The sequence below is a fragment of the Pseudomonas putida genome (assembly GCF_050990305.1).
Lineage (GTDB): Bacteria > Pseudomonadota > Gammaproteobacteria > Pseudomonadales > Pseudomonadaceae > Aquipseudomonas > Aquipseudomonas putida_AH.
In genome coordinates this window covers 5,395,946-5,419,580 of the sequence record NZ_CP158817.1, presented here as the reverse complement: position 1 = coordinate 5,419,580, position 23,635 = coordinate 5,395,946, and the positions used below count along the sequence as shown (strand labels likewise).

General features: G+C 59.3%; 22 protein-coding genes. 6 read left to right on the top strand and 16 right to left on the bottom strand.

Annotated elements, in window-relative coordinates; all coding sequences use genetic code 11:
• Positions 1–64: 64 nt before the first annotated feature.
• The 9 genes from ABTV22_RS24555 to ABTV22_RS24515 all read right to left on the bottom strand — a co-directional run bounded on the left by ABTV22_RS24555 (position 65) and on the right by ABTV22_RS24515 (position 8,711).
• On the bottom strand, positions 65–691 hold the full coding sequence (locus ABTV22_RS24555) for a DUF1120 domain-containing protein (RefSeq protein ID WP_433736998.1): 627 nt from the start codon (positions 689–691) through the stop codon (positions 65–67).
• 89 nt (positions 692–780) lie between these two features.
• Positions 781–1,401, bottom strand: coding sequence for a DUF1120 domain-containing protein (locus ABTV22_RS24550; protein ID WP_433736997.1), 621 nt, complete (start codon positions 1,399–1,401; stop codon positions 781–783).
• A gap of 89 nt (positions 1,402–1,490) precedes the next feature.
• Positions 1,491–2,111 carry a DUF1120 domain-containing protein gene (locus ABTV22_RS24545; protein WP_433736996.1) on the bottom strand — a complete coding sequence of 207 codons (621 nt, stop codon included), beginning with the start codon at positions 2,109–2,111 and terminating at the stop codon, positions 1,491–1,493.
• An 83-nt stretch (positions 2,112–2,194) separates the two neighbouring features.
• Positions 2,195–3,337: a DUF1120 domain-containing protein gene (locus tag ABTV22_RS24540; RefSeq protein ID WP_433736995.1), complete on the bottom strand. Its 1,143-nt coding sequence runs from the start codon at positions 3,335–3,337 to the stop codon at positions 2,195–2,197.
• Positions 3,338–3,347: 10 nt separating this feature from the next.
• On the bottom strand, positions 3,348–5,813 hold the full coding sequence (locus ABTV22_RS24535) for a fimbria/pilus outer membrane usher protein (RefSeq protein ID WP_433736994.1): 2,466 nt from the start codon (positions 5,811–5,813) through the stop codon (positions 3,348–3,350).
• A 132-nt stretch (positions 5,814–5,945) separates the two neighbouring features.
• Positions 5,946–6,611, bottom strand: coding sequence for a fimbria/pilus chaperone family protein (locus ABTV22_RS24530; protein WP_433741500.1), 666 nt, complete (start codon positions 6,609–6,611; stop codon positions 5,946–5,948).
• A gap of 94 nt (positions 6,612–6,705) precedes the next feature.
• Positions 6,706–7,314 carry a DUF1120 domain-containing protein gene (locus tag ABTV22_RS24525; protein WP_433736993.1) on the bottom strand — a complete coding sequence of 203 codons (609 nt, stop codon included), beginning with the start codon at positions 7,312–7,314 and terminating at the stop codon, positions 6,706–6,708.
• A 118-nt stretch (positions 7,315–7,432) separates the two neighbouring features.
• Positions 7,433–8,056, bottom strand: coding sequence for a DUF1120 domain-containing protein (locus tag ABTV22_RS24520; protein ID WP_433736992.1), 624 nt, complete (start codon positions 8,054–8,056; stop codon positions 7,433–7,435).
• A gap of 31 nt (positions 8,057–8,087) precedes the next feature.
• Positions 8,088–8,711, bottom strand: a complete 624-nt coding sequence (locus ABTV22_RS24515) for a DUF1120 domain-containing protein (protein WP_433736991.1) — start codon at positions 8,709–8,711, stop codon at positions 8,088–8,090.
• Positions 8,712–9,066: 355 nt separating this feature from the next.
• Between ABTV22_RS24515 and ABTV22_RS24510 the strand changes: the two genes are divergently transcribed.
• The 4 genes from ABTV22_RS24510 to ABTV22_RS24495 all read left to right on the top strand — a co-directional run bounded on the left by ABTV22_RS24510 (position 9,067) and on the right by ABTV22_RS24495 (position 11,658).
• Positions 9,067–9,699: a response regulator gene (locus tag ABTV22_RS24510; RefSeq protein WP_433736990.1), complete on the top strand. Its 633-nt coding sequence runs from the start codon at positions 9,067–9,069 to the stop codon at positions 9,697–9,699.
• A gap of 112 nt (positions 9,700–9,811) precedes the next feature.
• Positions 9,812–10,282: a nuclear transport factor 2 family protein gene (locus tag ABTV22_RS24505; protein WP_433736989.1), complete on the top strand. Its 471-nt coding sequence runs from the start codon at positions 9,812–9,814 to the stop codon at positions 10,280–10,282.
• 40 nt (positions 10,283–10,322) lie between these two features.
• Positions 10,323–10,634: a GIY-YIG nuclease family protein gene (locus ABTV22_RS24500; RefSeq protein WP_433736988.1), complete on the top strand. Its 312-nt coding sequence runs from the start codon at positions 10,323–10,325 to the stop codon at positions 10,632–10,634.
• An 88-nt stretch (positions 10,635–10,722) separates the two neighbouring features.
• Complete coding sequence (locus tag ABTV22_RS24495; protein WP_433736987.1) at positions 10,723–11,658, top strand: glutathione S-transferase family protein; 936 nt, start codon at positions 10,723–10,725, stop codon at positions 11,656–11,658.
• A 129-nt stretch (positions 11,659–11,787) separates the two neighbouring features.
• Here the strand turns inward: ABTV22_RS24495 and ABTV22_RS24490 are convergent, their stop codons facing one another.
• Entirely contained in the window at positions 11,788–12,138 is a 351-nt protein-coding gene (locus ABTV22_RS24490) for a glutaredoxin family protein (RefSeq protein ID WP_433736986.1), read from the bottom strand.
• The gene (yejK, locus tag ABTV22_RS24485; protein ID WP_433736985.1) at positions 12,138–13,142 is read right to left on the bottom strand and encodes a nucleoid-associated protein YejK; all 1,005 of its coding nucleotides are present in this window, start codon (positions 13,140–13,142) and stop codon (positions 12,138–12,140) included. The genes ABTV22_RS24490 and yejK overlap by 1 nt, the downstream gene beginning before the upstream one ends.
• 484 nt (positions 13,143–13,626) lie before the next feature.
• Here yejK and ABTV22_RS24480 point away from each other — a divergent pair, with 484 nt between their 5' ends.
• The gene (locus ABTV22_RS24480) at positions 13,627–13,908 is read left to right on the top strand and encodes an HU family DNA-binding protein (protein WP_110964745.1); all 282 of its coding nucleotides are present in this window, start codon (positions 13,627–13,629) and stop codon (positions 13,906–13,908) included.
• Between the two features lie 171 nt (positions 13,909–14,079).
• Here the strand turns inward: ABTV22_RS24480 and rlmF are convergent, their stop codons facing one another.
• The 5 genes from rlmF to ABTV22_RS24455 all read right to left on the bottom strand — a co-directional run bounded on the left by rlmF (position 14,080) and on the right by ABTV22_RS24455 (position 22,037).
• On the bottom strand, positions 14,080–15,105 hold the full coding sequence (rlmF, locus tag ABTV22_RS24475) for a 23S rRNA (adenine(1618)-N(6))-methyltransferase RlmF (protein ID WP_433736984.1): 1,026 nt from the start codon (positions 15,103–15,105) through the stop codon (positions 14,080–14,082).
• Positions 15,106–15,339: 234 nt separating this feature from the next.
• The gene (locus tag ABTV22_RS24470) at positions 15,340–18,186 is read right to left on the bottom strand and encodes a valine--tRNA ligase (protein ID WP_433736983.1); all 2,847 of its coding nucleotides are present in this window, start codon (positions 18,184–18,186) and stop codon (positions 15,340–15,342) included.
• A 241-nt stretch (positions 18,187–18,427) separates the two neighbouring features.
• Positions 18,428–19,744, bottom strand: coding sequence for an MFS transporter (locus ABTV22_RS24465; protein WP_433736982.1), 1,317 nt, complete (start codon positions 19,742–19,744; stop codon positions 18,428–18,430).
• Positions 19,745–19,976: 232 nt separating this feature from the next.
• Positions 19,977–21,212, bottom strand: a complete 1,236-nt coding sequence (locus ABTV22_RS24460; RefSeq protein WP_433736981.1) for an HlyC/CorC family transporter — start codon at positions 21,210–21,212, stop codon at positions 19,977–19,979.
• Positions 21,213–21,224: 12 nt separating this feature from the next.
• Positions 21,225–22,037, bottom strand: coding sequence for a cytochrome C assembly family protein (locus ABTV22_RS24455; protein WP_433736980.1), 813 nt, complete (start codon positions 22,035–22,037; stop codon positions 21,225–21,227).
• A gap of 210 nt (positions 22,038–22,247) precedes the next feature.
• Between ABTV22_RS24455 and ffh the strand changes: the two genes are divergently transcribed.
• Positions 22,248–23,624: a signal recognition particle protein gene (ffh, locus tag ABTV22_RS24450; protein WP_433736979.1), complete on the top strand. Its 1,377-nt coding sequence runs from the start codon at positions 22,248–22,250 to the stop codon at positions 23,622–23,624.
• Positions 23,625–23,635 lie beyond the last annotated feature (11 nt).

The window sequence follows — 23,635 nt, the reverse complement described above, 5'->3', positions numbered from 1 at the left end:
TGGGGTTGCTTTGTTGATTGCCGGCATTGCCCAGGGTATGTATCCGGGCAAAGTCGGCTGCGCGTTACAGGTACTTCATTTCCAGGGTTGCCGAACCGTCCATTGCGACTTCGTGAGTCAAGTCCAGGCTGTCGGCTCGAGCGATGCGAGGTAAAACGTTCAGATGCATGTTCAGATCCTTGACCGCAATCGGCTTGGTCCAGTCATTGCTGGCGGCTACCGATAAGTAGTCACCACTCGCAAGCATCAGATAGTTATTCCAGGTAGCGCCATTATCCTTGGACGAAATCGTCTGCGCGGGTACACCGTCAGCCACTGCTGTATTAATAAAAAGAGAGTAATACCCCAGCTTTTGGGTTCCGTTGATCAAGCCCATTCCGAAAGTCCACGACGCACTACTTGAGGAGGAGCCATTTCTATTGTCGATGAGTTGAAGAGCAAGCAGGGTGCTGCTGGCACAATTCACGCCAAGCGTCAGAGTATGGTAATCGAGGCTGGTTTCGCTGGTGAGATTCAAGTCTTTGGATGAGATTTTTCCATAATCAACTACACCTCCATTGGATAGATTCGGCATACACGCTTGCGGAGTGATAGTCCCAGTGACGGTCAAGTCGGTGCTTGATGCCGCTAGTGCATAAGGCACCATGGTGATCAATACAGTGGTGGAGAGTGCTGCGAAGTACTTTTTCATCTTTGGTGCTCTTTCATTATTCGATGGTTTTCCCCCAGCACTGAACCGCTCACGCGTGCTGTCGTTGCGAGCGGTTCAGCGTTATGGCTTTAGAGGTATTTCATTTCAAAGGTGGCGGAGCCGTCGATAGTGACGTCGTCCGTTAAGTCAAGACCGTCGGCAGGGGCAATCCAGGTCTTGAGGCTAAGACCCATCACGAGGTTTTGTGCGGCAATCGGGACAAGGCCACCGACCTCGCTCGCCGATGTGATTTTGTTAGACGCTAGAGAAACCGCGCGAATCCAACTTGCCCCATTGTCAATCGACTCAATGGCTCCTGAACTTACACCGTCAGCAGTAACGGTCAGGATAACTGGCGCGTAGACGCCTATTCTTTGACCAGCCTGGGTCATTCCCACCCCAAAATTGATGCCGTCAGCGGCTGTTCCAGGTTTATTGTCGATACTATTAATCGCAAACAACATTGGCGCGTCACAATCGACGGTTAAGTCCATAGGGGTATCGGTTACCATTGTGTAGGTGGTCGGACTTAGGTCCTTCGCGCTGATTTTACCGATTTCGACCAGCCCGCCGGCGGACAAGCTTGGTGTACAAGCATTCGGTGTAATGGTGCCGGTGACAGTCAGGTCAACGCTCGACGCTGCCAGTGCAAACGGTGCAACGCTGATCAGTGCGGCGGCGGTAAGTGCAGCGAAGTAATTTTTTATCATTGGATGCGTCTTCATTTGAGAAAAGGTTTTTCTTGTCGAAGCTGAACCGCTCGCACAGGCTGCGTTGCGAGCGGTTCTGTGCTTTGGCTTCAGAGGTATTTCATTTCAAAGGTGGTGGAGCCTTCGAAGTTGACCTCGTCGGTCAGGGTCATACCGTCAGTCCTTCCGATCCAGGTCCTGATCTCCAAGTCCATCGTGACGTCTTTAGCAGTCAGCGGGATGGTAGGGGCAGAGGGAGCGCTGACCGAGAGGTACTGCGTGGCAGCCAGGAAAGGGGCGGCCACCCAGTTCGAGCCCTGGTCGGAGGATTTGATCGAGCGTGCGTCCTGCCCGTCCGCCAAAACGTTGAAAATATAGGGTATGTAGTGGCCGAGCTTTTCACCCGCCGGAGTCAACCCCAGCCCGAAATAAGGCGTGTCCATTGCTGTGTTGGGCCTGTTGTCAATTGCTTGCAAGGCGAATGTGGTCGGACCCTCGCATGCCACGCTCAGAGTTGTTCGCGGCCTTCCAATCTCGGTGTATTGAGTTGGCTTGAGGTCTTTTACTGAAATTTTTCCGAATTCGATGGTCCCTCCGTTAGGGAAGCTTGGCGTACAGGCACTCGGCACGATGGTGCCGGTGACAGTCAGGTCAACGCTCGACGCTGCCAGTGCAAACGGTGCAACGCTGATCAGGGCGGTGGCGGAAAGTGCTGCAAGGTACTTTTTCATTTTCTTACTCACTACGTTGGTTGTTTTCCTGCCTGTCCCGAGCGACTTGAACGCGCCCGGGCTCAGCAGGTTTGGGTTGGTTGTTACAGGTAAATAATCTCGATCGTCCCCGCGCCATCGAGGTGGATGGCGGAACTGAGGTCGAGGCCGTTAGTTGGGGCGATCACGGCGTCGACGGTGACGGTGGTATTGAGGTTTTGAACCATCACCGGTCCACCGTTGCTGCCAGCGCTGTCGGTAAAGCCCAGATAGCTGTTTTTGCCGATGGGAATCGGAGTGGAACTGGCGCTGCTCCATGCCACGCCACCTGTGGTGGAGTCGGTTCGATAGAGGCGCGCGTAGCTGTCGGCGCTGGCATCCGCTGGATCGACGTTCAGCGAGTACAGGCCGATCTTGTTGTTGCGGCTGTCCATGCCCAGGCCGTAGTAAATCTCGCTGTTGACCGTCGCCGAGCCTGAGCGGTTGTCGTGCATGATCAGCGCGAAAGAGGTGGGTGCGTCGCAGCTGACCCTCAACGTCAAGGACTTGGGCGGCAGGCGTGTGCTCTTGTCCGCGTTCAGGTCATTTTTGGACAGCGTGCCGAAGTCGACCATGCCGCCGTTGGACAGCATCGGTTCGCAGGCGGCCGGGGCGAAGCGGGCGCGCAAGGTTGCTTCGCGGGAGCGACCGGCAGCGATGGCGTCGAACACACCGCTCGCTTCCCAGGTCACCGCGTCACGCACCTGCATCCCTTGCTCCTGGACCCACGCTGTCACCTCAAGTTGTGCCGAGAAGCTGCGACCCTGCATGGGCACGCCAGCGTTCACCGGAACAACCCCATGATCAGGTCGCCAGATTAGGTTTGACGCGGTTTGTGCGGGGGACTGACCGACCCCGGCAATCAATCCGATGTCCACCGACTGACCATCGAGCACCGCGTCTCGAATACGCACCTGGTAGCTGCCGCGGTCGGCGAAGTGGAAGCGGTTGGCCGTCGCCGCCATGGCCCGATAAAACACACTCATGTCGACGGGGGCTGAACAACTCAGGGTCAGGCTCAAATGACGCTCGCCCAGGTTTCGCTCCGTTGATGCATCGGGGCGAACCGCTCGATTCATCAACCCGTAATCGAGCACCGGCTGGCTCAGGTTGAGCTGACAGTCGTCGGCAGAAGCCCAGGTGAGCGGCGTGAATCCGCTCAGCACCAGAGGGGCGAGGGTCACCAGCAAACAACGGGACAGGTTCATGAAGTCATCCTCAAAGGGCTCGGCACTTGGCGGGGGCGGTTTCGTAATACGCATTCGGGTCAGGCTCCGCCGGCAGTTCGAAAAGCAGTTCACAGCGCTCTATCCCCGGTGCGCTGATCCACAACGCAGGGATGTCGAGCACGTTGGGCAGAAAAACCTGACCGCCTTTCTGCACCAGCGTGACGAACTCGCCATCTTCGGTATTCACGACGGCGCCCATAGGCAGGGGCGCACCGTTGGCCGTGGTGACTTTGAGCAAGGCCCGGCGGGTCTTGTTGACGCCGAACTCGACCTTGTCGACGGCACCGCGACCGGCGGAAATCACCGCCAGGCCGTTGCTGATATCGGCGTTGCGCGGCAGGGTTTTGGTGTCGACTTCCACCGGGCTGCGACCGTAAGCCGACACCTGCGGCACCACCGCCTGACCTTGCCAGTCGGTCCACACCGGACCGCTCGGGGTCGAGACTTTGATGGCGCCCATGTCAGCCACCGAGAGCAGGGCGAAGGTGTCGCTCACCGGATAAGGCGAGAACGTCAGGCCACCGCCGTGCAACACCGCGCCACCCCGGGCACTGGCCTGATAGCTGGAGCGCTCCGCATCGCCTCGGGTGTAATTCAGGTCCAGCTGGGTGTAGCGCGGCAGCAGCGAAACGCCGGCGGTGGTCTGTACCTCCTTGTCGCGGGTGTCGTGTTCCACGCCGACCCGATAAGCCAGTTGGTCGTTGATCTGCTCACTCAAGCCCACGCCGCTGCGGTACTCGCCACCGGAGCTGCGTACCCAGGTGCGCGCCCGACGGTTTTCGCCCAAAGGAATACTGAGGTTCAGGTAGACGCTATCGTCATTGCCGTTGGCGCCGCTGACTTGCCACTCGGATGTCACCGAGACGGAAACACCACGGATGTTGGTGCCCCAGGAGGCGAGGGCGCGGCTGCTGCTTTGGCCATCGAATGAACTTGATTGGCTGAAGCCGCCGCTGAAGGCGCCGAGCCAGGGGTGGGACCATGACAGCGCAGCGCTTTGTTGGTCGCGGTAACGGGACTTGCTGTCGTCGCTGGTGTTATCGAACACCGCGTCTTCCAGTTCGCGGTAACCCAGGGTCCGGTAAGAACTGCCGGCGTTGAAGGCCCATCGTTCGCTTAACCGGTGCGATACGCTCAGGTCTGCCTGAAGCCCTTGGCTGGATTCCTTGCTGGCGTCGGCGCCGGTCAGCGTGGCTTGCACTTGAGTGTCGGGTGACGGCAGCAGACCCACCCCCACCCCCGCTGCGCGATAGTCTTCGGCACCGGTCATGCCTGCACTGAGCAACGCTTGCCGATGGACTGCACCGCTCCAACCGCCGCTGATCACCCACGGATCGCTACCGTGTTCATCGCCAATGTTGCGCACGCGACCGGCCGCCAATGAAAACCCCGGCGCCGGCAATCCGATACCGAGCATCGCGGCTGGGACGGTAAATGTGCGCTCGCTGCCATCAGCTTCCTTGACGGTCACTTCCACGTCGGAGCGGGTATTCAGGCGCCGCACATTGGTCAGTGCAAACGGACCGGCGGGCACCACTGTGGAATGAATCAGCGATCCGTTTTGCCGGACCTCGACCTGAGCCTGGCTGTTAGCGATGCCTTCAATGACTGCGCCCTGGCTTTCAACCTGCAAAGCCTGTTCATTGAGCACTTGCACGCCGGTGATCTGCGCACCGGCCAGCACCGGGTTGTAGAGATTGATCTGGCCGGCCTGCAGTACCGCTTCGTGGCTGGCGAACGTGCGTTGGGCATAGGCTGCGATGTGTGAGGTACGGGAGACGTCGTCCTGCCAGGTTTGTACCTGGCGGCTGCGCACGATCCAGTCGCCGGCATTGAAACCCAGTTCGGTGTTGGCCGAGGCGTAGCGACTGGAGTCAGCGCCGTAGTGACTCTGCAAACCGGTGACATCGTAATTGAGCAGGCCGGCGATGCCCCCGGTCTGATAGCCGGTGAAGTCCCGGGTTGTCGGGCGGATCGAGTCGGTTGGTACGATCAGCGACAGCGCCAGATTGGCAGGGTCTGGATCGATCACGGTTTGTGGCGCTGCGGCCAGAAAGTCGTGGCACTTGCCGTCATCCAGAATGCGATCGGGTACCGTCAGGTTGGCCTTGTCGAGCAGGGGACGATCAAAGCACAGTGCGCCCTGGCGATTGAACGTGGCATCCACACGTCCTCTGCGCTGACCATTGACGGAGAGTGTTACCGGGTGCTTTCCCGCCGTGAATCGCGGCGTCGCCATCAGCGAGGTGGCCAGCGCCGGATCGATGCCGCGCTGCAGCAGCGTGTTTTTGTCGAACGCGGCCAGCAACATGGGATCTGCCTGGGCGTCGAGCACCAGCAGCGTATTGGCCAGCAGCAATGCCGCTGTAGCCCGGCGCTGCAACTGATGAGGGCGAGCGTGCGGCCGAATGACAGGCATGGCTTCGCCACCACGGTAAATCGATACTGTGTTCATTGGGGTTCACTTGGGTTATGCCGGCGTGCTGGCCTGTTCGCTGTGGCTCAGATACACCTGGGGCAACGGCCGATGGCCGTCGCCTGGAACTTCAGCGCACTTCGTTCCTTCATTGCGCTGTCTGGGTGGTTTTCAGGATTTGATTGGCGCCTCGTAATGCGGCACCGCGAAGCCGTAGACCGTGGCCGGTTGTATTCGAATGGTGGTCGCAACGGCCCCCTTGACGGGCACGCTGAGTGTTTCGCCCGGCAGCACGTAGGTGCGCGGCAATAACGCGGAAGTTTCACCCGGCAGCAACAGCAGTTCCTGGGCCAGGCGCACCACGTAAGGCGTCGGGTTGTGAACGCTCAATTGATCTTTTTCCAGGCTCCAGGCCAGACCTGTCCATGGGGTGCGGTTTTGAGCCAGGCCTTTGGGATGAATGATCACCGGAAGGTTCTGCCGTACCGTTACGCCGACGCGCGCATGCCCGGCCTGAGCGGGCATGCGATCCTGCGGCATGCCTTCGAAAATCACCCGTTTCAGGCGTTGCGTGCTCAACGGCGTGGACGTTTGCAGGATGAATCGCACCAGTTGGCTCTTGGACGGTTCGACACGGGCCAACGGTGGGGTGACGAACAACAAAGGTTCCGTGTCTTCGGGAATGTCTTCCAGGGTGACATGCAACAAGGCCAGGCTTGCGTCGGTGTTGGTCACGGACACCGAAGCTTCGCCGTCGGCTTCGTTGACGATCACCACCGACGTGTCCGGTACCATGCCGTCGGCCAGGGCGCGGCTGCAGAACAGCACCACCAGCATCCCGAAAAAGACGCTCAGGTATCGAGCACCGTTGAAAAAAATCATGATTAAAAAGCCTGTGTCAAAGAAGCGATGAAAGGGAGCGTCAGCAGGGTTACAGGTACTTCAGGTCAAGCACGACGGCACCGTCTAACGGCACCTCCTGGTTGAGGGTCAGGAAGCTGGCGGCATTGATCGAGGTGTTGATGTGCAGGGTGGCGACCAGCAGTCGATGGGGCTCCGGCACCAGGGTGCCTGGCTTGGCGAAACCCATGTAGGTGTCCGGATAGGCGTTGTTTTCCGGGAACCAGGTCAGGCCCTGGTTGCTGGAGGCCAGCACCAGCGCGGGCTCACCGTCCGCCACCGCATTGCGCAAGTCCAGGCTGATTGTGCCCAGGCGCTCCTCTGGCGCATGGATGTTCCATCCCAGGCCGTATAAAAAACCGGGCCCCAGCGACGAGTCCGCCCGGCTGTCGACACCCACCAGTACGAAGAGCAGGGGAGCGTCGCAGTTCACGCTCACTTCCAGTTGCCGGCCGGGCAAGGGGCTCAGCTCGTGCTGATTCAAGCTGCGCGCCGGCACCTTGCCGTGGTCGACCAGGCCGTTGTCCGATAGCAGTACGTCGCAGGCGTTGGGGGTGATCTTGCCCATGACATTCAGTTCCACGTTGGAAGCTGCCAGCGCCACAGGCCGGACGCTGAGCAGGCAGAGTACGACGAGCATGTGTGAGGTCGCTTTTTTCATTTCGGTCTGAAGTCCTTGTCAGCACGGTGGAAGCGAGGGCGGCCCGGGTTTCCGGTGGTTTGCCGGATGTTCAGCCGCCCCGCGGGGTATCGGTGAATTACAAGTAACGCACAGTCAGGGTGACTGAACCGTCGATGGATACTTCGTTGGTCAGGGTCAGTTGATTGGTAGGGGCGATGTGCGACGCGATACGGAGGTCGGAAGTCCACGTCTGGAAGGGAATGGGGGTAAGGGTGCTGGTGTCGGCTACCGATATGATGCTGTTAGTTGCCAAGTCGGTACTGGCATACCAAGTCGAGCCACCATCCTCGGAAATGATAGTTCTGACCGTTGCGCCGTCGGCGATCGGTGTTGTCAACCAAAGACTCATGGCTCCCAGCTTTTCGTTGCCATTGATCAACCCCAGTCCGAACTTCGACGGGTCATTGCTGAAGGACGAGCCGTCGCGGTTGTCTTTGGCTTCAATGGCCGCAAGGGTCGCCGCGTCGCAGGTGAGCATGAATTGCACGGTTTTCGCCTTGAGCAATGTTGACTTGTCAGCGTTTAGATCCTTTGCAGAGATCTTGCCGTAATCCACCACCCCGCCATTGGACAGGCCGGGGGTACAGGCGCTCGGGGTAATGACCCCGGTAACCGTCAAGTCGACGCTGGACGCGGCGAAAGCGCTGGCACTGCCGGCCAGCAACATGGCGCCGAGGAGGATGTTGAGTGTCCTTTTCATGGTGTAACTCCTGAGTTTGGAAATAGTGGGTTTACAGATACTTCAGTTGCAACGTGGCGTGCCCGTCGATCGACAGTTCATCGACCAGGGTCAAATCGCTGGCCGGTGCAATGATGGTGAAGGCGCGCAGGCGCGCGTTCAGGTCCTTGATGGCGATAGGAGTACGTGGATCGTGGGGGGTGGCAAACGATGTCAGCCCGGCGTGGCCCAGGTAGGAAGAGGGCGCCCAGCTCGCGCCACCGTCGCGGGACATGATGGTCAGCACCGAAACACTGTCGGCCTGCGGCTCGAACACCCCGAACGCCACGCTGCCCAGTTTCTGGTCATCGTTGACCACCCCCAGGCCGTGGTACTCCGGCTTGATGGCGGAGCTGCCAGCGCGGTTATCCACTGTGGTCAGCGTGAAGAAGGTCGCGCCTTCACAATGCACCTCCAGTTGCATTTCTCCGGCTGGCAATCGGGTGGGCAGCAGCGGATCAAGATCCCTGGCCGTCAATTTGCCGTGGTCGACGATGCCGCCGTCCGACAATGTCGGGGCGCAGGCGCTGGGAGTGATGGTGCCTGTCACTGTGAGGTCAGTACTGGACGCGGCGAATGCCGGTGATGTTCCTATCAGCAGCAACGCTGCGGTCGGAAGGGATAAACGCTTTTTCATGTCTTGGCTTCGTTCCTTAAAGGAGGATTGTCGGGAGTCGCCTTGAGCGGTGAGGGCGCAATCTATCCATCGAGGTAGCCGAGTGAAATGCAACTAATACGAAAAGGAACGGAGCTCTGTACGAAAGAGCTTTTTTTGTCAGGAGGGGGGGGCTTCGTTGCGATGTCTGTAGTCCGTATCTGTGGTCTACGTAGTTTGAAAGTGTAGGAAGGCTCTTTTTGTTTTATAGGAGAAAATCCAGTTCCCTGTAATCACGGGATGAGGCGTTTTTGGGTGCGGAATTGGTCATTGTGATGGTGCGAGGAGGGCGCTATTTTTTCGCGCATTCCACTCACCAAACAGGATAAATCTGACAATGCGCGTAATCATCGCTGACGACCATCCTGTCGTTCGTATCGGCCTGCGGATGCTCATCGACCTGACCAGCAACTGTAATGTCGTGGGTGAAGCCGATGGCCCTGACAGCCTGTTGAGCGTGCTTTCCACCGTGCCTTGCGACCTCCTGATTACGGACTTTTCCATGCCCGGCAATCAGCACTCCGATGGGCTGAAGATGCTCGGCAGAGTGCGGCGTTGTTACCCGGCGATGCCGATCATCCTGGTCACGATGCTCTCCAACATCACCACGCTGAAGGTGGCGTTGGCCGAAGGCGTGATGGCAATCATCGCCAAAGGTGCGTCGGCGAAAGAGTTGCCTATGGCGATCAAAGCAGTGAGCGAAGGGCGGCGTTTCATCAGCGAGTCTTTACGCGTGGCGCTGCTTCAGTCGAAGGCCGACGCAGAGTCTGGTAGTCCGGTGTTATCGGCCAAGGAGCATGAAGTGGTGAGAATGCTTGCCAGCGGCATGACCGTCAGTGAAATTGCCGGCTACTTCAAGCGCAGTGTGTCGACGATCAGCAAGCAGAAAACCATGGCCATGCAAAGGCTGGGCATTTCCACGGACGTGGACCTCTTTGCGTATGCCCGGGACAGCGGCATGGTGCAATAGGCTTCAGCGCACCTGCGGGTATTCCCGTCACGAATGCCGGTAGTGTTCGGTGCGGATGTTGACTATCGTGCGGGCTATTTTTGAAAAACGTGCGTAACCCCAAGGAGCGTGTATGAGTGAGGCCCACAACGCAGTGATCACCCGATTCTACGAGGCGTTCCAGCGGCTGGATGCCGAAGCCATGTGCGCCTGCTACACCGATGACGTGGTCTTCAGCGATCCAGCGTTTGGCGAACTGCGCGGTCGTGATGCTGGCGACATGTGGCGCATGCTCACCACTCGGGCCAAGGACTTCTCCCTGACCTTCGACAACGTGCGCAGTGACGAACGCAGTGGTGGCGCCCATTGGGTGGCGACCTACCTGTTCAGCCAGACCGGCAATACAGTGGTCAACGACATCCAGGCACGTTTCGTTTTCCGCGATGGCAAGATTTGCGAGCATCACGACAGCTTCGATCTGTGGACCTGGTCGCGCCAGGCCCTGGGTTTCAAAGGCTTGTTGCTGGGCTGGACGCCACTGGTGCGCAACGCTGTGCGAGCGCAGGCGCTGAAGGGGCTGAAGGCATTCCAGGCCAGTCGCTGATAAGATCACGGCTTGTTTCCTTTCTAGCCTTGATCGCTCCATGACCACCGTCACCGAAAATCTTGTCGAAGCCGACTGCGCGGTGAGCAAGCCGTGGTTCGTCTACCTCGTGCGTGCGGCCAATGGTTCGCTTTATTGCGGGATCAGCGACGATCCCGTGCGCCGCTTCGCCAAACATCAAAGTGGCAAAGGTGCGCGCTTCTTTCTGTCCAGCCCTGCCATGGCGCTGGTCTATACCGAGCGTTGCCGCGACAAGAGTGATGCGTTGCGCCAGGAGCGACTGATCAAAAAACTCCGCAAAAGTGCCAAGGAATGTCTGGTGGCCAGTGCCGCCGCCGGCTTATCAATCTGACTGATCGGTTACCATCAGGCAGATCCGTATTCTGCTGATCGATTGCGCGTTAAGCTGAAGACTCCTTCTGAGTGCGGCGGAACCGAGCATGTCCGAGTTGATTCTTCATCATTACCCGACGTCCCCCTTCGCCGAAAAGGCCCGACTGCTGTTGGGTTTCAAAGGGCTGTCCTGGCGCTCGGTGAAGATCTCGCCGGTGATGCCCAAGCCCGATCTCACTGCCCTGACCGGTGGCTACCGCAAGACGCCGGTATTGCAGATCGGCGCGGATGTTTACTGTGATACGTCGTTGATTGCCCGTCGCCTGGAACAGGAAAAAGCCTTGCCGGCGTTTTTCCCGGAAGGTCAGGAAATGATCGCCGCGACCTTCGCTGCGTGGGCTGATTCGGTGGTGTTCCAGCATGCGGTCAGCCTGGTGTTTCAGCCGGAGTCGATCGCCGCACGTTTCGGTCATTTGCCACAGGAAGTGATCAAGGCGTTCCTGGCCGACCGTGCCGGGCTGTTCAGCGGTGGCAGCGCAACCAAGTTGAGCGCAGAGCAAGCGCGACACCAGTGGCCGACGATCATGTCGCGTCTGGAGCAACAGCTGCAACGCGAGGAGGGGGATTTTCTATTTGGCGAGCCGTCGATTGCCGACTTTGCCATGGCGCATCCGCTGTGGTTCCTCAAGGCCACACCCGTGACGGCGCCGCTGGTGGATCACTATCCGGCAGTGGCGGCCTGGTTGGCTCGGGTGCTGGGTTTCGGTCATGGGGCGTCGAGCGACATGAGCTCGGAAGAGGCGCTGGCGGTTGCACGTGATGCCATGCCAATTGCTGTGCCGGATGAGCAGTTTATCGATCCGAACGGGCTCAAGGCGGGTCAGCAGGTGGTGATTGCCGCGACTGACTACGGTGTTGATCCGGTGGCAGGAGAGTTGATGTTTGCTGGTCGTGAAGAGCTGATCTTGCGCCGTGAAGATGAACGTGGCGGGGTGGTGCATGTGCATTTTCCACGACTCGGTTTCCGCATCGACGCCCGCTGAAACACACACACAAACCTGTGGCGAGGGAGCTTGCTCCCGCTGGCTGCGTAGCAGTCCTTCTTTTGGGGTCGCTTCGCAACCCAGCGGGAGCAAGCTCCCTCGCCACAAGGGTTGTGTAAACCTGATGGATTATTTCAGTGCAGCCAGAATCCCATCCGGGTCATACCCGCGAATCAGCGTTCCATTCACATCGATGAACGGAATCCCGCCTCCGCCCAGCGCTTCATAGGCCTTGCGCGCTTCGGCGTCTTTCTCGATATCGAATTCCTTGTACGGAATGCCTTTCTGATCGAGAAAGCGTCGGGTCAGTTTGCAGTAGCCACACCATTCGGTGCTGTAGAGCACGACATTGGCCTTGGCCTGAATGTGCTCGGACACCACTTGCGAAGGATTGAACACCCGCTCGATCTTGCCCCAGTTCTGGTAAACCACGACCACCAGCAAAATCAGCAGGAATTTTTTCAACACGCTGCCGAGCATCAGTTGCGGCGCTTGAGCTGGTCAGTGAGCGAGGTCGGCAGGCCCTTGATGACCAGGGTCCCTGCCTCTTCGTCGTATTCGATTTTCGAGCCCAGCAGGTGCGCTTCAAAACTGATCGACAGGCCTTCGGCGCGACCGGTGAAGCGGCGGAACTGGTTCAGGGTGCGTTTATCAGCCGGGATCTCCGGCGACAGGCCGTAATCCTTGTTGCGGATGTGGTCGTAAAACGCTTTCGGCCGTTCTTCGTCGATCAGTTCCGACAGCTCTTCCAGGCCCATGGGTTCGCCGAGCTTGGCCTGGCTGCTGGCGTAATCCACCAGGGTCTTGGTTTTCTCCCGGGCGGAATCTTCCGGCAGGTCTTCACTTTCGACGAAGTCGCTGAACGCCTTGAGCAGGGTGCGGGTTTCGCCCGGGCCGTCGACACCTTCCTGGCAGCCGATAAAGTCGCGGAAATACTCCGAAACCTTTTTGCCATTCTTGCCTTTGATGAACGAAATGTACTGCTTGGATTGCTTGTTGTTCAGCCACTCGGACACGTTGATCCGCGCCGCCAGGTGCAACTGGCCCAGGTCCAGGTGGCGGGACGGGGTCACGTCCAACTGGTCGGTCACGGCAACGCCTTCGCTATGGTGCAACAGGGCAATCGCCAGATAGTCAGTCATGCCCTGCTGATAGTGCGCAAATAGCACATGGCCGCCCACCGAGAGGTTCGACTCTTCCATCAACTTTTGCAGGTGTTCGACCGCCACGCGGCTGAAAGCTGTGAAGTCCTTGCCGCCATCGAGGTACTCCTTCAGCCAGCCGCTGAAAGGAAAGGCGCCGGACTCCGGATGAAACAGGCCCCAAGCTTTACCTTGTTTGGCGTTGTAGCTTTCATTGAGGTCGGCAAGCATGTTCTCGATGGCGGCGGACTCGGCCAGTTCGGAGTCGCGAGCGTGGAGAACTGCGGGTGTGCCGTCGGGTTTTTTGTCGATCAGGTGGACGATGCAATGACGGATCGGCATGGGCTTCTCGGCTGGTTGAAGAGAGCAGGGCGAGCTCCCCGAAAAAGCGTCCAGTGTACCGTAAACTTCGAGCGTTCCCCTGTAGGAGCTGCCGAAGGCTGCGATCTTTTGCCTTTGATTTTTAAAAAAACAGGATCAAAAGATCGCAGCCTTCGGCAGCTCCTACATAGGGTTGAGGGGGCAATTGCGCGGCGACCGATGGCGCTTATGCGGTTTTTTCCCAATTTAGCGCAATAAAGCTGACCAAATGGGTAGCTAGAGGCGGATATTTCGCCGTCTCTGTGCTAGTTTTGCGCGGTCTTGCGCGAAGTCACTGCGTTAAGCGTGCAGTCAGCAAATGTCAGGTCGAACCAAACCCTGATTTCGGCATCTATAACCCGACTCGTCGTGGTTATCGCCGAGGGTGCCAGATCCAGAAGATCGGGCTCGATGGCTGACACTGCACTCTGCAATCCATATGAATTTGATAGGGAAGGAACACTAAATGGCTCTTACTAAAGACCAACTGATCGCCGACATCGCTGAAGCTATCGACGCGCCAAAAACCACCGCGCGTAACGCTCTGGACCAACTGGGCCAAATCGTTGCCGATCAGCTGGAAAACGGCGGCGAAATCACCCTGCCAGGCATCGGCAAACTGAAAGTGACTGAGCGTCCAGCCCGTACCGGCCGTAACCCTTCGACCGGCGCTGCCATCGAAATCCCTGCCAAGAAAGTGATCAAGCTGGTTGTGGCCAAAGCCCTGACCGACTCTGTGAACAAGTAAGACGCAGTGAAAAAAAACCGTGCACCGGAGCAATCCGGGCACGGTTTTTTTGTGCCTCAACTTCGTAGGAGCCGGCTTGCTGGCGATGACGGCGGTCCAGTCAACAATGAAGTGTCTGCCACACCGCCATCGCCAGCAAGCCGGCTCCTACAGGGGATTTGCGTCGCTCGCTTACTCACTCTTGCGTGTCCAGCGTTCGCGCCAAGCCTGTTGTTGCGCTGGGGGCTGGAACGTCCAGGCCACGAAACGGCTCTGCTTTTGGCCCTGGGACATTTCCACCACCTGGCTCTCCAGCGCACCGGCCTTTTTCAGCGCCGTCTGGATCGCGGGCAGGTTCGAGGCTTTTGAAACCAGGGTGCTGAACCACAACACCTGCTGACCCACCTGTGCACTCTCGCTGATCAGTTGCGTCACGAATCGCGCCTCGCCTCCTTCACACCACAACTCCGCTGCCTGGCCGCCAAAGTTCAGCACCGGCAGCTTGCGTTTCGGATCAGCCTTGCCCAGTGCGCGCCATTTGCGGCTGCTGCCTCGTGTGGCCTCTTCAAGGGAGGAGTGGAACGGTGGGTTGCACATCGTCAAGTCAAACTGCTCGGCGCTCTCCAGCAGGCCGAGCAAGATGTGCTTGCGGTTGCCCTGCTGGCGAACCTGGATGGCCTTGTTCAAACCGTTGGACTGGATGATGGCTTTGGCGGCGGCGATCGCAGTGGTGTCGATATCCGAACCGAGGAAGTGCCAACGGTAATCGCTGTGACCGATCAGCGGATAGATGCAGTTGGCGCCCGTGCCGATGTCCAGCACCTTCACTGATGCCCCGCGGGGGATTGTGCCGTCGTTGCCGGCTGCCAGCAGGTCAGCGAGAAAATGTACGTAATCGGCGCGCCCCGGCACCGGCGGGCACAGGTAGTCGGCCGGAATGTCCCAGTGGGCGATGCTGTAGAACGATTTGAGCAGCGCTCGGTTAAACACCCGCACCGCGTCCGGGCTGGCGAAGTCGATGCTTTCCTTGCCGTACGGATTGATGATCACGAACTTCGCCAGTTCCGGCGTGCTTTTGATCAGCGCCGGGAAGTCGTAACGACCCTGATGACGATTGCGCGGATGCAGGCTGGCCTTTTCACGCGGTTCCACGGTTTTGGCCGGGGTCGCGGCATCAGGCTTTTTACGCGCAGGTTTGGGTGTGCGAGGGGTGTTCATGGGCAAGGTCGATTCAGGTATGGCAAAAAGTGGCGGGCATTGTCCCATATTGATGCCAAGTACGCCGAACCCTGTAGGAGCGAGCATGCTCGCGATGGACGTCAACGATAACGTTGCAAGCCTGACACCCAGCGGTGCTCTCTGGTTCATCGCGAGCATGCTCGCTCCTACAGGAGGGGCGGGCATAAAAAAGGGAGGCCATTGCTGGCCTCCCTCTTTCATTGCGATTTGCCGTTACAGACTGGCAATCCGCGCATGCTGCTCGGCCAGTTTGCCCAAGGCTTGTTCAGCCTCGGCCAGTTTGGCGCGTTCTTTCTCGATCACTTCAGCGGGTGCCTTGTCGACGAAGCCCGCGTTCGACAATTTGCCGCCGACGCGTTGAACTTCGCCTTGCAGGCGCTGGATTTCCTTGTCCAGACGCGCCAGTTCCGCACCCTTGTCGATCAGGCCGGCCATCGGCACCAGCACTTCCATCTCGCCGACCAGCGCGGTCGCGGACAACGGAGCTTCTTCGCCGGCGGCCAGTACAGTGATCGATTCCAGGCGTGCCAGTTTCTTGAGCAGCGCTTCGTTTTCGGTCAGACGACGCTGATCTTCGGCACTGACGTTCTTCAGGAACAGCGGCAGCGGTTTACCCGGGCCGATGTTCATTTCGCCACGAATGTTCCGTGTGCCGAGCATCAGGCCCTTGAGCCACTCGATGTCGTCTTCGGCCGCCTGGTCGATGCGTGTTTCGTTGGCCACTGGCCAAGGCTGCAGCATGATGGTCTTGCCTTCGATACCGGCCAGCGGCGCGATGCGTTGCCAGATTTCTTCGGTGATGAACGGCATGAACGGGTGTGCCAGGCGCAGGGCGACTTCCAGTACGCGTACCAGCGTGCGGCGGGTGCCGCGCTGACGTTCAACCGGTGCGTTTTCGTCCCACAGTACAGGCTTGGAGAGCTCCAGGTACCAGTCGCAGTACTGGTTCCAGATGAACTCGTACAAGGCTTGTGCGGCCAGGTCGAAACGGAATTGATCCAACTGGCGGGTCACTTCGGCTTCGGTGCGTTGCAGCTGGGAAATGATCCAGCGATCCGCCAGCGACAGCTCGTAGGCTTCGCCGTTCTGGCCGCAGTCTTCGCCCTTGTCCAGTACGTAGCGCGCAGCGTTCCAGATCTTGTTGCAGAAGTTGCGATAGCCTTCGACGCGGCCCATGTCGAACTTGATGTCGCGACCGGTGGATGCCAGCGAGCAGAAGGTGAAGCGCAGGGCGTCGGTGCCGTAGCTGGCGATACCCTCGGCGAACTCCTCGCGAGTCGCTTTCTCGATCTTCTTCGCCAGTTTCGGCTGCATCAGGCCCGAAGTGCGTTTCTGCACCAGGGTTTCGAGCTCGATGCCGTCGATGATGTCCAGCGGGTCCAGGACGTTGCCCTTGGACTTGGACATCTTCTGGCCCTGGCCATCACGCACCAGGCCGTGAACGTAAACGGTCTTGAACGGAACTTGCGGGGTGCCGTCCTCGTTCTTGATCAGGTGCATGGTCAGCATGATCATCCGGGCGACCCAGAAGAAAATGATGTCGAAGCCGGTGACCAGTACGTCGGTGGAGTGGAATTTTTTCAGGAATTCGGTTTTTTCCGGCCAGCCCAGGGTGGAGAAAGTCCACAGGCCCGAGCTGAACCAGGTGTCGAGCACGTCGTTGTCCTGTTGCAGCGCAACGTCAGGACCGAGGTTGTGCTTGGCGCGTACTTCGGCTTCGTCGCGACCGACGTAGACCTTGCCTGACTCGTCGTACCAGGCCGGAATGCGGTGGCCCCACCACAGCTGACGGCTGATGCACCAGTCCTGGATGTCGCGCATCCACGAGAAGTACATGTTTTCGTACTGTTTCGGCACGAACTGGATGCGGCCGTCTTCAACGGCGGCAATCGCAGGTTCAGCCAATGGCTTGGTGGAGACGTACCACTGGTCGGTCAGCCACGGCTCGATGATGGTGCCGGAGCGGTCGCCTTTCGGCACTTTCAGGGCGTGATCGTTGACGCTGACCAGCAGGCCGGCGGCGTCGAAGGCGGCGACAATTTGCTTGCGCGCTTCGAAACGCTCCAGACCTGCGTATTCGGCAGGGATCTTGCCGTCGATGCTCTCGTTGAGCGTACCGTCGAGGTTGAACGCCTGGACCGCCGGCAGGACGTTGGCGTTCTTGTCGAAGATGTTCAGTAGCGGCAGGTTGTGGCGCTTGCCGACTTCGTAGTCGTTGAAATCGTGGGCCGGGGTGATTTTCACGCAGCCGGTGCCGAATTCAGGATCGCAGTAATCGTCGGCGATGATCGGGATGCGGCGGCCAACCAGTGGCAGCTCGACAAATTTGCCGATCAGGGCTTTGTAGCGTTCGTCGTTCGGGTTAACGGCCACGGCGGAGTCGCCGAGCATGGTTTCCGGACGGGTGGTCGCGACGATCAGGTAATCGTTGCCTTCAGCGGTCTTGGCGCCATCAGCCAGCGGGTACTTCAGGTTCCACAGGAAACCTTTCTCGTCGTGGTTTTCCACTTCGAGGTCGGAAATCGCCGTGTGCAGCTTGGTGTCCCAGTTGACCAGGCGCTTGCCGCGGTAGATCAGGCCGTCTTCGTGCAGGCGCACGAACGCTTCTTTAACAGCTTCGGAAAGGCCGTCATCCATGGTGAAGCGCTCGCGGCTCCAGTCCACGGACGAGCCGAGGCGGCGGATCTGACGGCTGATGTTGCCACCGGATTGATCCTTCCACTCCCAGACTTTCTCGAGGAATTTGTCGCGGCCCAGATCGTGGCGATTCTGGCCCTGGGCTTCGAGTTGACGCTCCACCAGCATTTGCGTGGCGATACCGGCGTGGTCGGTACCCGGCTGCCAGAGGGTGTTGCGACCCTGCATGCGACGGAAACGGATCAGGGCGTCCATGATCGCGTTGTTGAAGCCGTGACCCATGTGCAGGCTGCCGGTGACGTTCGGCGGCGGGATCATGATGGTGTAGGACTCGCCCGCGCCTTGCGGGGCGAAGTAATTTTCAGACTCCCAGGTGTTGTACCAGGAAGTTTCAATGGCGTGCGGCTGGTAGGTCTTATCCATGCGCGGCGGGACCCTATTGGCATTTATTCAGGAAAAGCCGATGAGTATAGCGGGGATAAAGTGTTACGCGTAGAGCGAGGGGCCAATGGATTGGGGAAAAATCGCGATTGGCTGGGGATGTGTTTTGTTTGTAAGGACGCCTTCGCGGGCAAGCCTCGCTCCTACGAGATCAGTGTCATACCTCAATTATGTGGTCGACACTGACCCTGTAGGAACGAGGCTTGCCCGCGATGGCTATCTATCAGGCAACCCGATTCAAATCGTTATGCCGCGTTTCCTTCAGGCACAGCACCGCGATCAAGCTCAGCACCGCCGCCCCGGACACGTACCCGCCGACATAGCTCAAACCACCCATCGCCACCAACTTCTGGGCAAAGAACGGTGCCGCCGAAGCACCGACAATCCCGCCCAGGTTGTAGGCCGCCGACGCGCCGGTGTACCGCACGTGAGTCGGGAACAGTTCCGGCAGCAGCGCACCCATCGGCGCGAAGGTCACCCCCATCAGAAACAGTTCGATGCACAGGAACAGTGCCACGCCCCAAGTCGAGCCCTGGGTCAGCAGTGGCTCCATCAGGAATCCGGAAAGAATCGCCAGCACGCCACCGATGATCAGTATCGGCTTGCGGCCGAACCGGTCACTGGCCCAGGCCGACAGCGGTGTGGCTGCGGCCATGAACAGCACGGCGAAGCACAGCAGGCCGAGGAAGGTTTCGCGACTGTAACCGAGCGTGGCCACGCCATAGCTCAGCGAAAACACGGTGGAAATGTAGAACAGCGCATAACACACCACCATCGCGCCGGCGCCGAGCAATACCGGTAGCCAATATTGGCTGAACAGTTCGATCAGCGGGATTTTCACCCGTTCCTGGCGGGCCACAGCGTTGGCGAACACGGGTGTCTCGTGGAGCTTGAGGCGCACATACAGGCCGACCATCACCAGCACGGCGCTGAGCAGGAACGGAATGCGCCAGCCCCAGGAACGGAACTGTTCATCGTTCAGGAGCATGGCCAGGGTCAGGAACAGGCCGTTGGCCGCGAGAAAGCCGATGGATGGACCGAGCTGCGGGAACATGCCGAACCAGGCGCGCTTGCCTTTGGGCGCATTCTCGGTGGCCAGCAACGCCGCCCCGCCCCATTCACCGCCCAGACCCAGGCCTTGGCCGAAGCGCAGCACACAGAGCAGGATGGGCGCCCAGGCGCCGATACTGTCGTAGCCCGGTAGTACGCCGATCAGCGTGGTACACACGCCCATCAACAGCAGAGAGGCTACAAGGGTCGATTTTCGACCAATGCGGTCGCCAAAGTGGCCGAACAGCGCCGAACCCAAGGGGCGGGCGAGGAACGCAATGCCGAAGGTGAGGAACGCCGAAAGCATCTGCGCCGTGCCGGAAGTCTGCGGAAAGAACACCGGGCCGATCACCAGCGCCGCGGCGGTGGCATAGACGTAGAAGTCGTAGAACTCGATGGCGGTGCCGATGAAGCTCGCGGTGGCTACGCGGGTGGCGGAGTTTGTCGGTTGCGCGGGTGTGGAGTCGCTGTAAGTCGTGCTGGTCGTCATGCGGTTATCCCTGACAGTCATGTGCCCCAGTGGAGCGAATTATTATGGTCGAACACCCAGGGATGTGGGTTTGCAGCGGGGTGCGGGTAGCACGGGTTAGAGCGGCTTGGGTAAGCGGCTCGATTATAGGAAGGAGGCTAACGAATCAACAAGGTCTGTAGGAGCCGGATTGCTGGCGATAGGGATTTCAAGCGCGCTATCGCCAGCAAGCCGGCTCCTACAGGGCCGGATTTCAGGCAACGGTTTTTGCGGTAGCTGTCTGCCAGATCAACACCCGCGTGACGCGATTGTCTTCTGTCTCAAGGATTTCCAGCCGATAACGGCCGATCTTCAGACACACCGCGCTATCGGGAATGGTTTCCAGTGCCTCGGTTACCAGGCCGTTGAGGGTTTTCGGGCCGTCGCTTGGCAGGTGCCAGCCCAGGCTCTTGTTCAGTTCGCGGATCGACGCGGCGCCATCGATCACCAGGCGCCCGTCGGCCTGTGGATGGATATGCGGATTGTTCATGCTTTGTTGGCTTTCGAATTCGCCAACGATTTCTTCAAGAATGTCTTCCAGGGTGACGATGCCGAGCACTTCGCCGTACTCGTCCACCACCATGCCCAAGCGTCGCTGCTGCTTGTGGAAGTTCAGCAATTGCAGTTGCAGCGGAGTGCTTTCCGGAACGAAATAGGGCTCGCGGCTGGCTGCCAGCAGCGCTTCGAACGTCAGGCTGCCATCGGGGAGCAAATGGCCGATTTGCCGGGTATTGAGCACTGCCTCGACCTGATTGATGTCACTGTGGAACACCGGCAGGCGCGTGCGCTTGTTCTTGCGCAATTGCTCAATGATCTCCTCGATGGGATCGTCGAGGTTGATCCCGTCGACTTCGCTGCGCGGTACCAGAATGTCGTTGACGGTGATGTTGTCCAGCGCATGGATGCCTGGCAGCGAGTGCGGGCGGCAGACGGCAGGTTCGCGATCGTCGTGACGCTCATTGGGCATTTCGTCTTCGCTCTGCTGCACGACTTTGACGGTGCGGGCGAACGGACGTATCAACAATTGGCTGATGGCGTTGAGCAACCAGGCTGCGGGGTAGATGATTTTCAAGGGCACTGGGAGCAAGGTGTTGCCCAAGGCCAGGATCGCATCCGGGTGACGGGCGGCGAGGGCGCGCGGCAGGTAGTCGGCGAACACCAGCACAATGGCGCCTGCACCGAGGCACGCGACCCATGGACCGTTTTCAGCCCAGGTGAATATCGCCAGCAAGGTGCAAATGACCACTACCAGCGTGCGGCACAGGGTATTGCAGAAGATCAGGCTATTGAGCGGGAAGCTCAGTCTGCCCAGTGGCTTGTCACTGGAACGCGAGGCCGTGCGTTTGGCCAGTACATGCAGGTGCGCGGATTCGATGGCAGAGAACAGCGCCGACCATAGAATCAGCAGAACCACTACTGCGAGCATCGGCCCTAAGGGCAAATCGTCCATTAATGCCGCCCGTCAGATGTGCAGGATGTATTCACGGACCAGCTTGCTGCCGAAATACGCCAGCATCAGCAGGCAGAAACCGGCGAGGGTCCAGCGAATGGCTTTGTGTCCGCGCCAGCCGAGGTGATTTCGACCCCAGAGCAGCACGCTGAAGACGACCCAGGCCAGGCAGGCCAGCAAGGTTTTATGCACCAGATGTTGCGCGAACAGGTTGTCGACGAACAGCCAGCCGGAGATCAGCGACATCGACAACAGCGTCCAGCCGGCCCAGAGGAAACCGAACAGCAGGCTTTCCATGGTTTGCAGGGGAGGGAAGTTCTTGATCAGTCCCGACGGATGTTTGTGCTTGAGCTGGTGATCTTGAATCAGCAGCAGCAAGGACTGGAACACGGCGATGGTGAACATGCCGTAGGCGAGGACCGACAACAGGATGTGGGCGAGGATGCCCGGCTCCTCGTCGATCACTTGCACCGTGCCGGCCGGAGCGAATTGCGCCAGCAGCGCCGTGATGGCGCCCAGCGGAAACAGTAGCACCAGCAGGTTTTCCACCGGAATCCGCGAGCAGGCCAGCAAGGTCAAGGCAATGACGGCGGCGGCGATCAGGCTCGAGGCGCTGAAAAAATCCAGGGCCAGGCCGACCGGGGTCAGCAGGTGGGCGAGCAGGCTGGCGCCATGGGCCAGCACGGCGAAGATGCCGAGCGTGACCAGCAGGCGTTTGTTGGCCTTGGCGCAGGAGGCCAGGCGAGTGCCCTGATAGAGAGTCGCAGCGGCATATAAGAAAGCGGCGGCGAGAGTGGTCAGCAAACTGGGTGACAAGGGGAGCATAAGTCCTGTTAGGCAAGCCCGAAAGTCGCTGAGTTTGGCATAGAACCCCTGCGGCACGAAAGACCGGGCAAGCTGACGGCGAGGTGTCCGCCAGGCGCAGTCTTCGCTATAATCCGCGACCTGCCCACGCCGCAGGCTCGCCGAGCACATGTTTAGTCCGGTTCGGGCCGCCATTATCCCGGTCTACACAGGGCCTGAAAGGATCGCGCAATGTTTGAAAACTTAACCGACCGTCTCTCGCAGACGCTGCGCCATGTCACCGGCAAGGCCAAGCTGACCGAGGACAATATCAAAGACACCCTGCGCGAAGTGCGCATGGCGTTGCTCGAAGCCGACGTTGCCTTGCCGGTGGTGAAGGACTTCGTCAATTCGGTCAAGGAACGTGCCGTCGGCACCGAAGTGTCGCGTAGCCTGACACCGGGCCAGGCCTTCGTGAAAATCGTCCAGGCCGAACTCGAAAGCCTGATGGGCGCGGCCAACGAAGACTTGAACCTGAGCGCTGTTCCGCCTGCCGTGATTCTGATGGCCGGCTTGCAGGGTGCTGGTAAAACCACCACCGCTGGCAAGCTCGCGCGCTTCCTTAAAGAGCGCAAGAAGAAGTCGGTCATGGTCGTGTCCGCGGACGTTTACCGTCCGGCGGCGATCAAGCAGCTGGAAACCCTGGCCAACGACATCGGTGTGACCTTCTTCCCGTCCGACCTGAGCCAGAAGCCGGTCGACATTGCCCAGGCGGCTATTAAGGAAGCAAAACTCAAATTCATCGATGTGGTTATCGTCGATACCGCCGGTCGCCTGCACATCGACGAAGAGATGATGGGCGAGATCAAGGCCCTGCACGCCACGATCAACCCGGTCGAAACGCTGTTCGTGGTCGACGCCATGACCGGTCAGGACGCCGCCAACACGGCCAAGGCCTTCGGTGATGCCTTGCCGCTGACCGGTGTGATCCTGACCAAGGTCGACGGCGATGCGCGCGGCGGTGCTGCTCTGTCGGTACGTGCCATTACCGGCAAGCCGATCAAGTTCATTGGTATGGGCGAGAAGAGCGAAGCGCTCGATCCGTTCCACCCTGAGCGTATTGCGTCCCGTATCCTCGGCATGGGCGACGTGCTCAGCCTGATCGAGCAGGCAGAAGCCACCCTCGACAAGGAAAAGGCCGACAAGCTGGCCAAGAAGCTGAAGAAGGGCAAGGGCTTCGACCTCGAAGACTTCCGCGATCAACTGCAACAGATGAAGAACATGGGCGGCCTCGGCGGCCTCATGGACAAACTGCCGAACATGGGTGGTGTGAACCTGGCGCAAATGGGCAACGCCCAGAGCGCGGCAGAGAAGCAGTTCAAGCAGATGGAAGCCATCATCAACTCCATGACCCCGGCCGAGCGCCGTGACCCTGAGCTGATCAGTGGTTCGCGCAAGCGTCGTATCGCCATGGGCTCCGGCACCCAGGTGCAGGACATCGGTCGCTTGATCAAGCAGCACAAGCAGATGCAGAAGATGATGAAGAAATTCTCCGCCAAGGGCGGGATGGCCAAAATGATGCGCGGCATGGGCGGTATGTTGCCCGGCGGCGGCATGCCAAAAATTTGAAAGAACTCGCC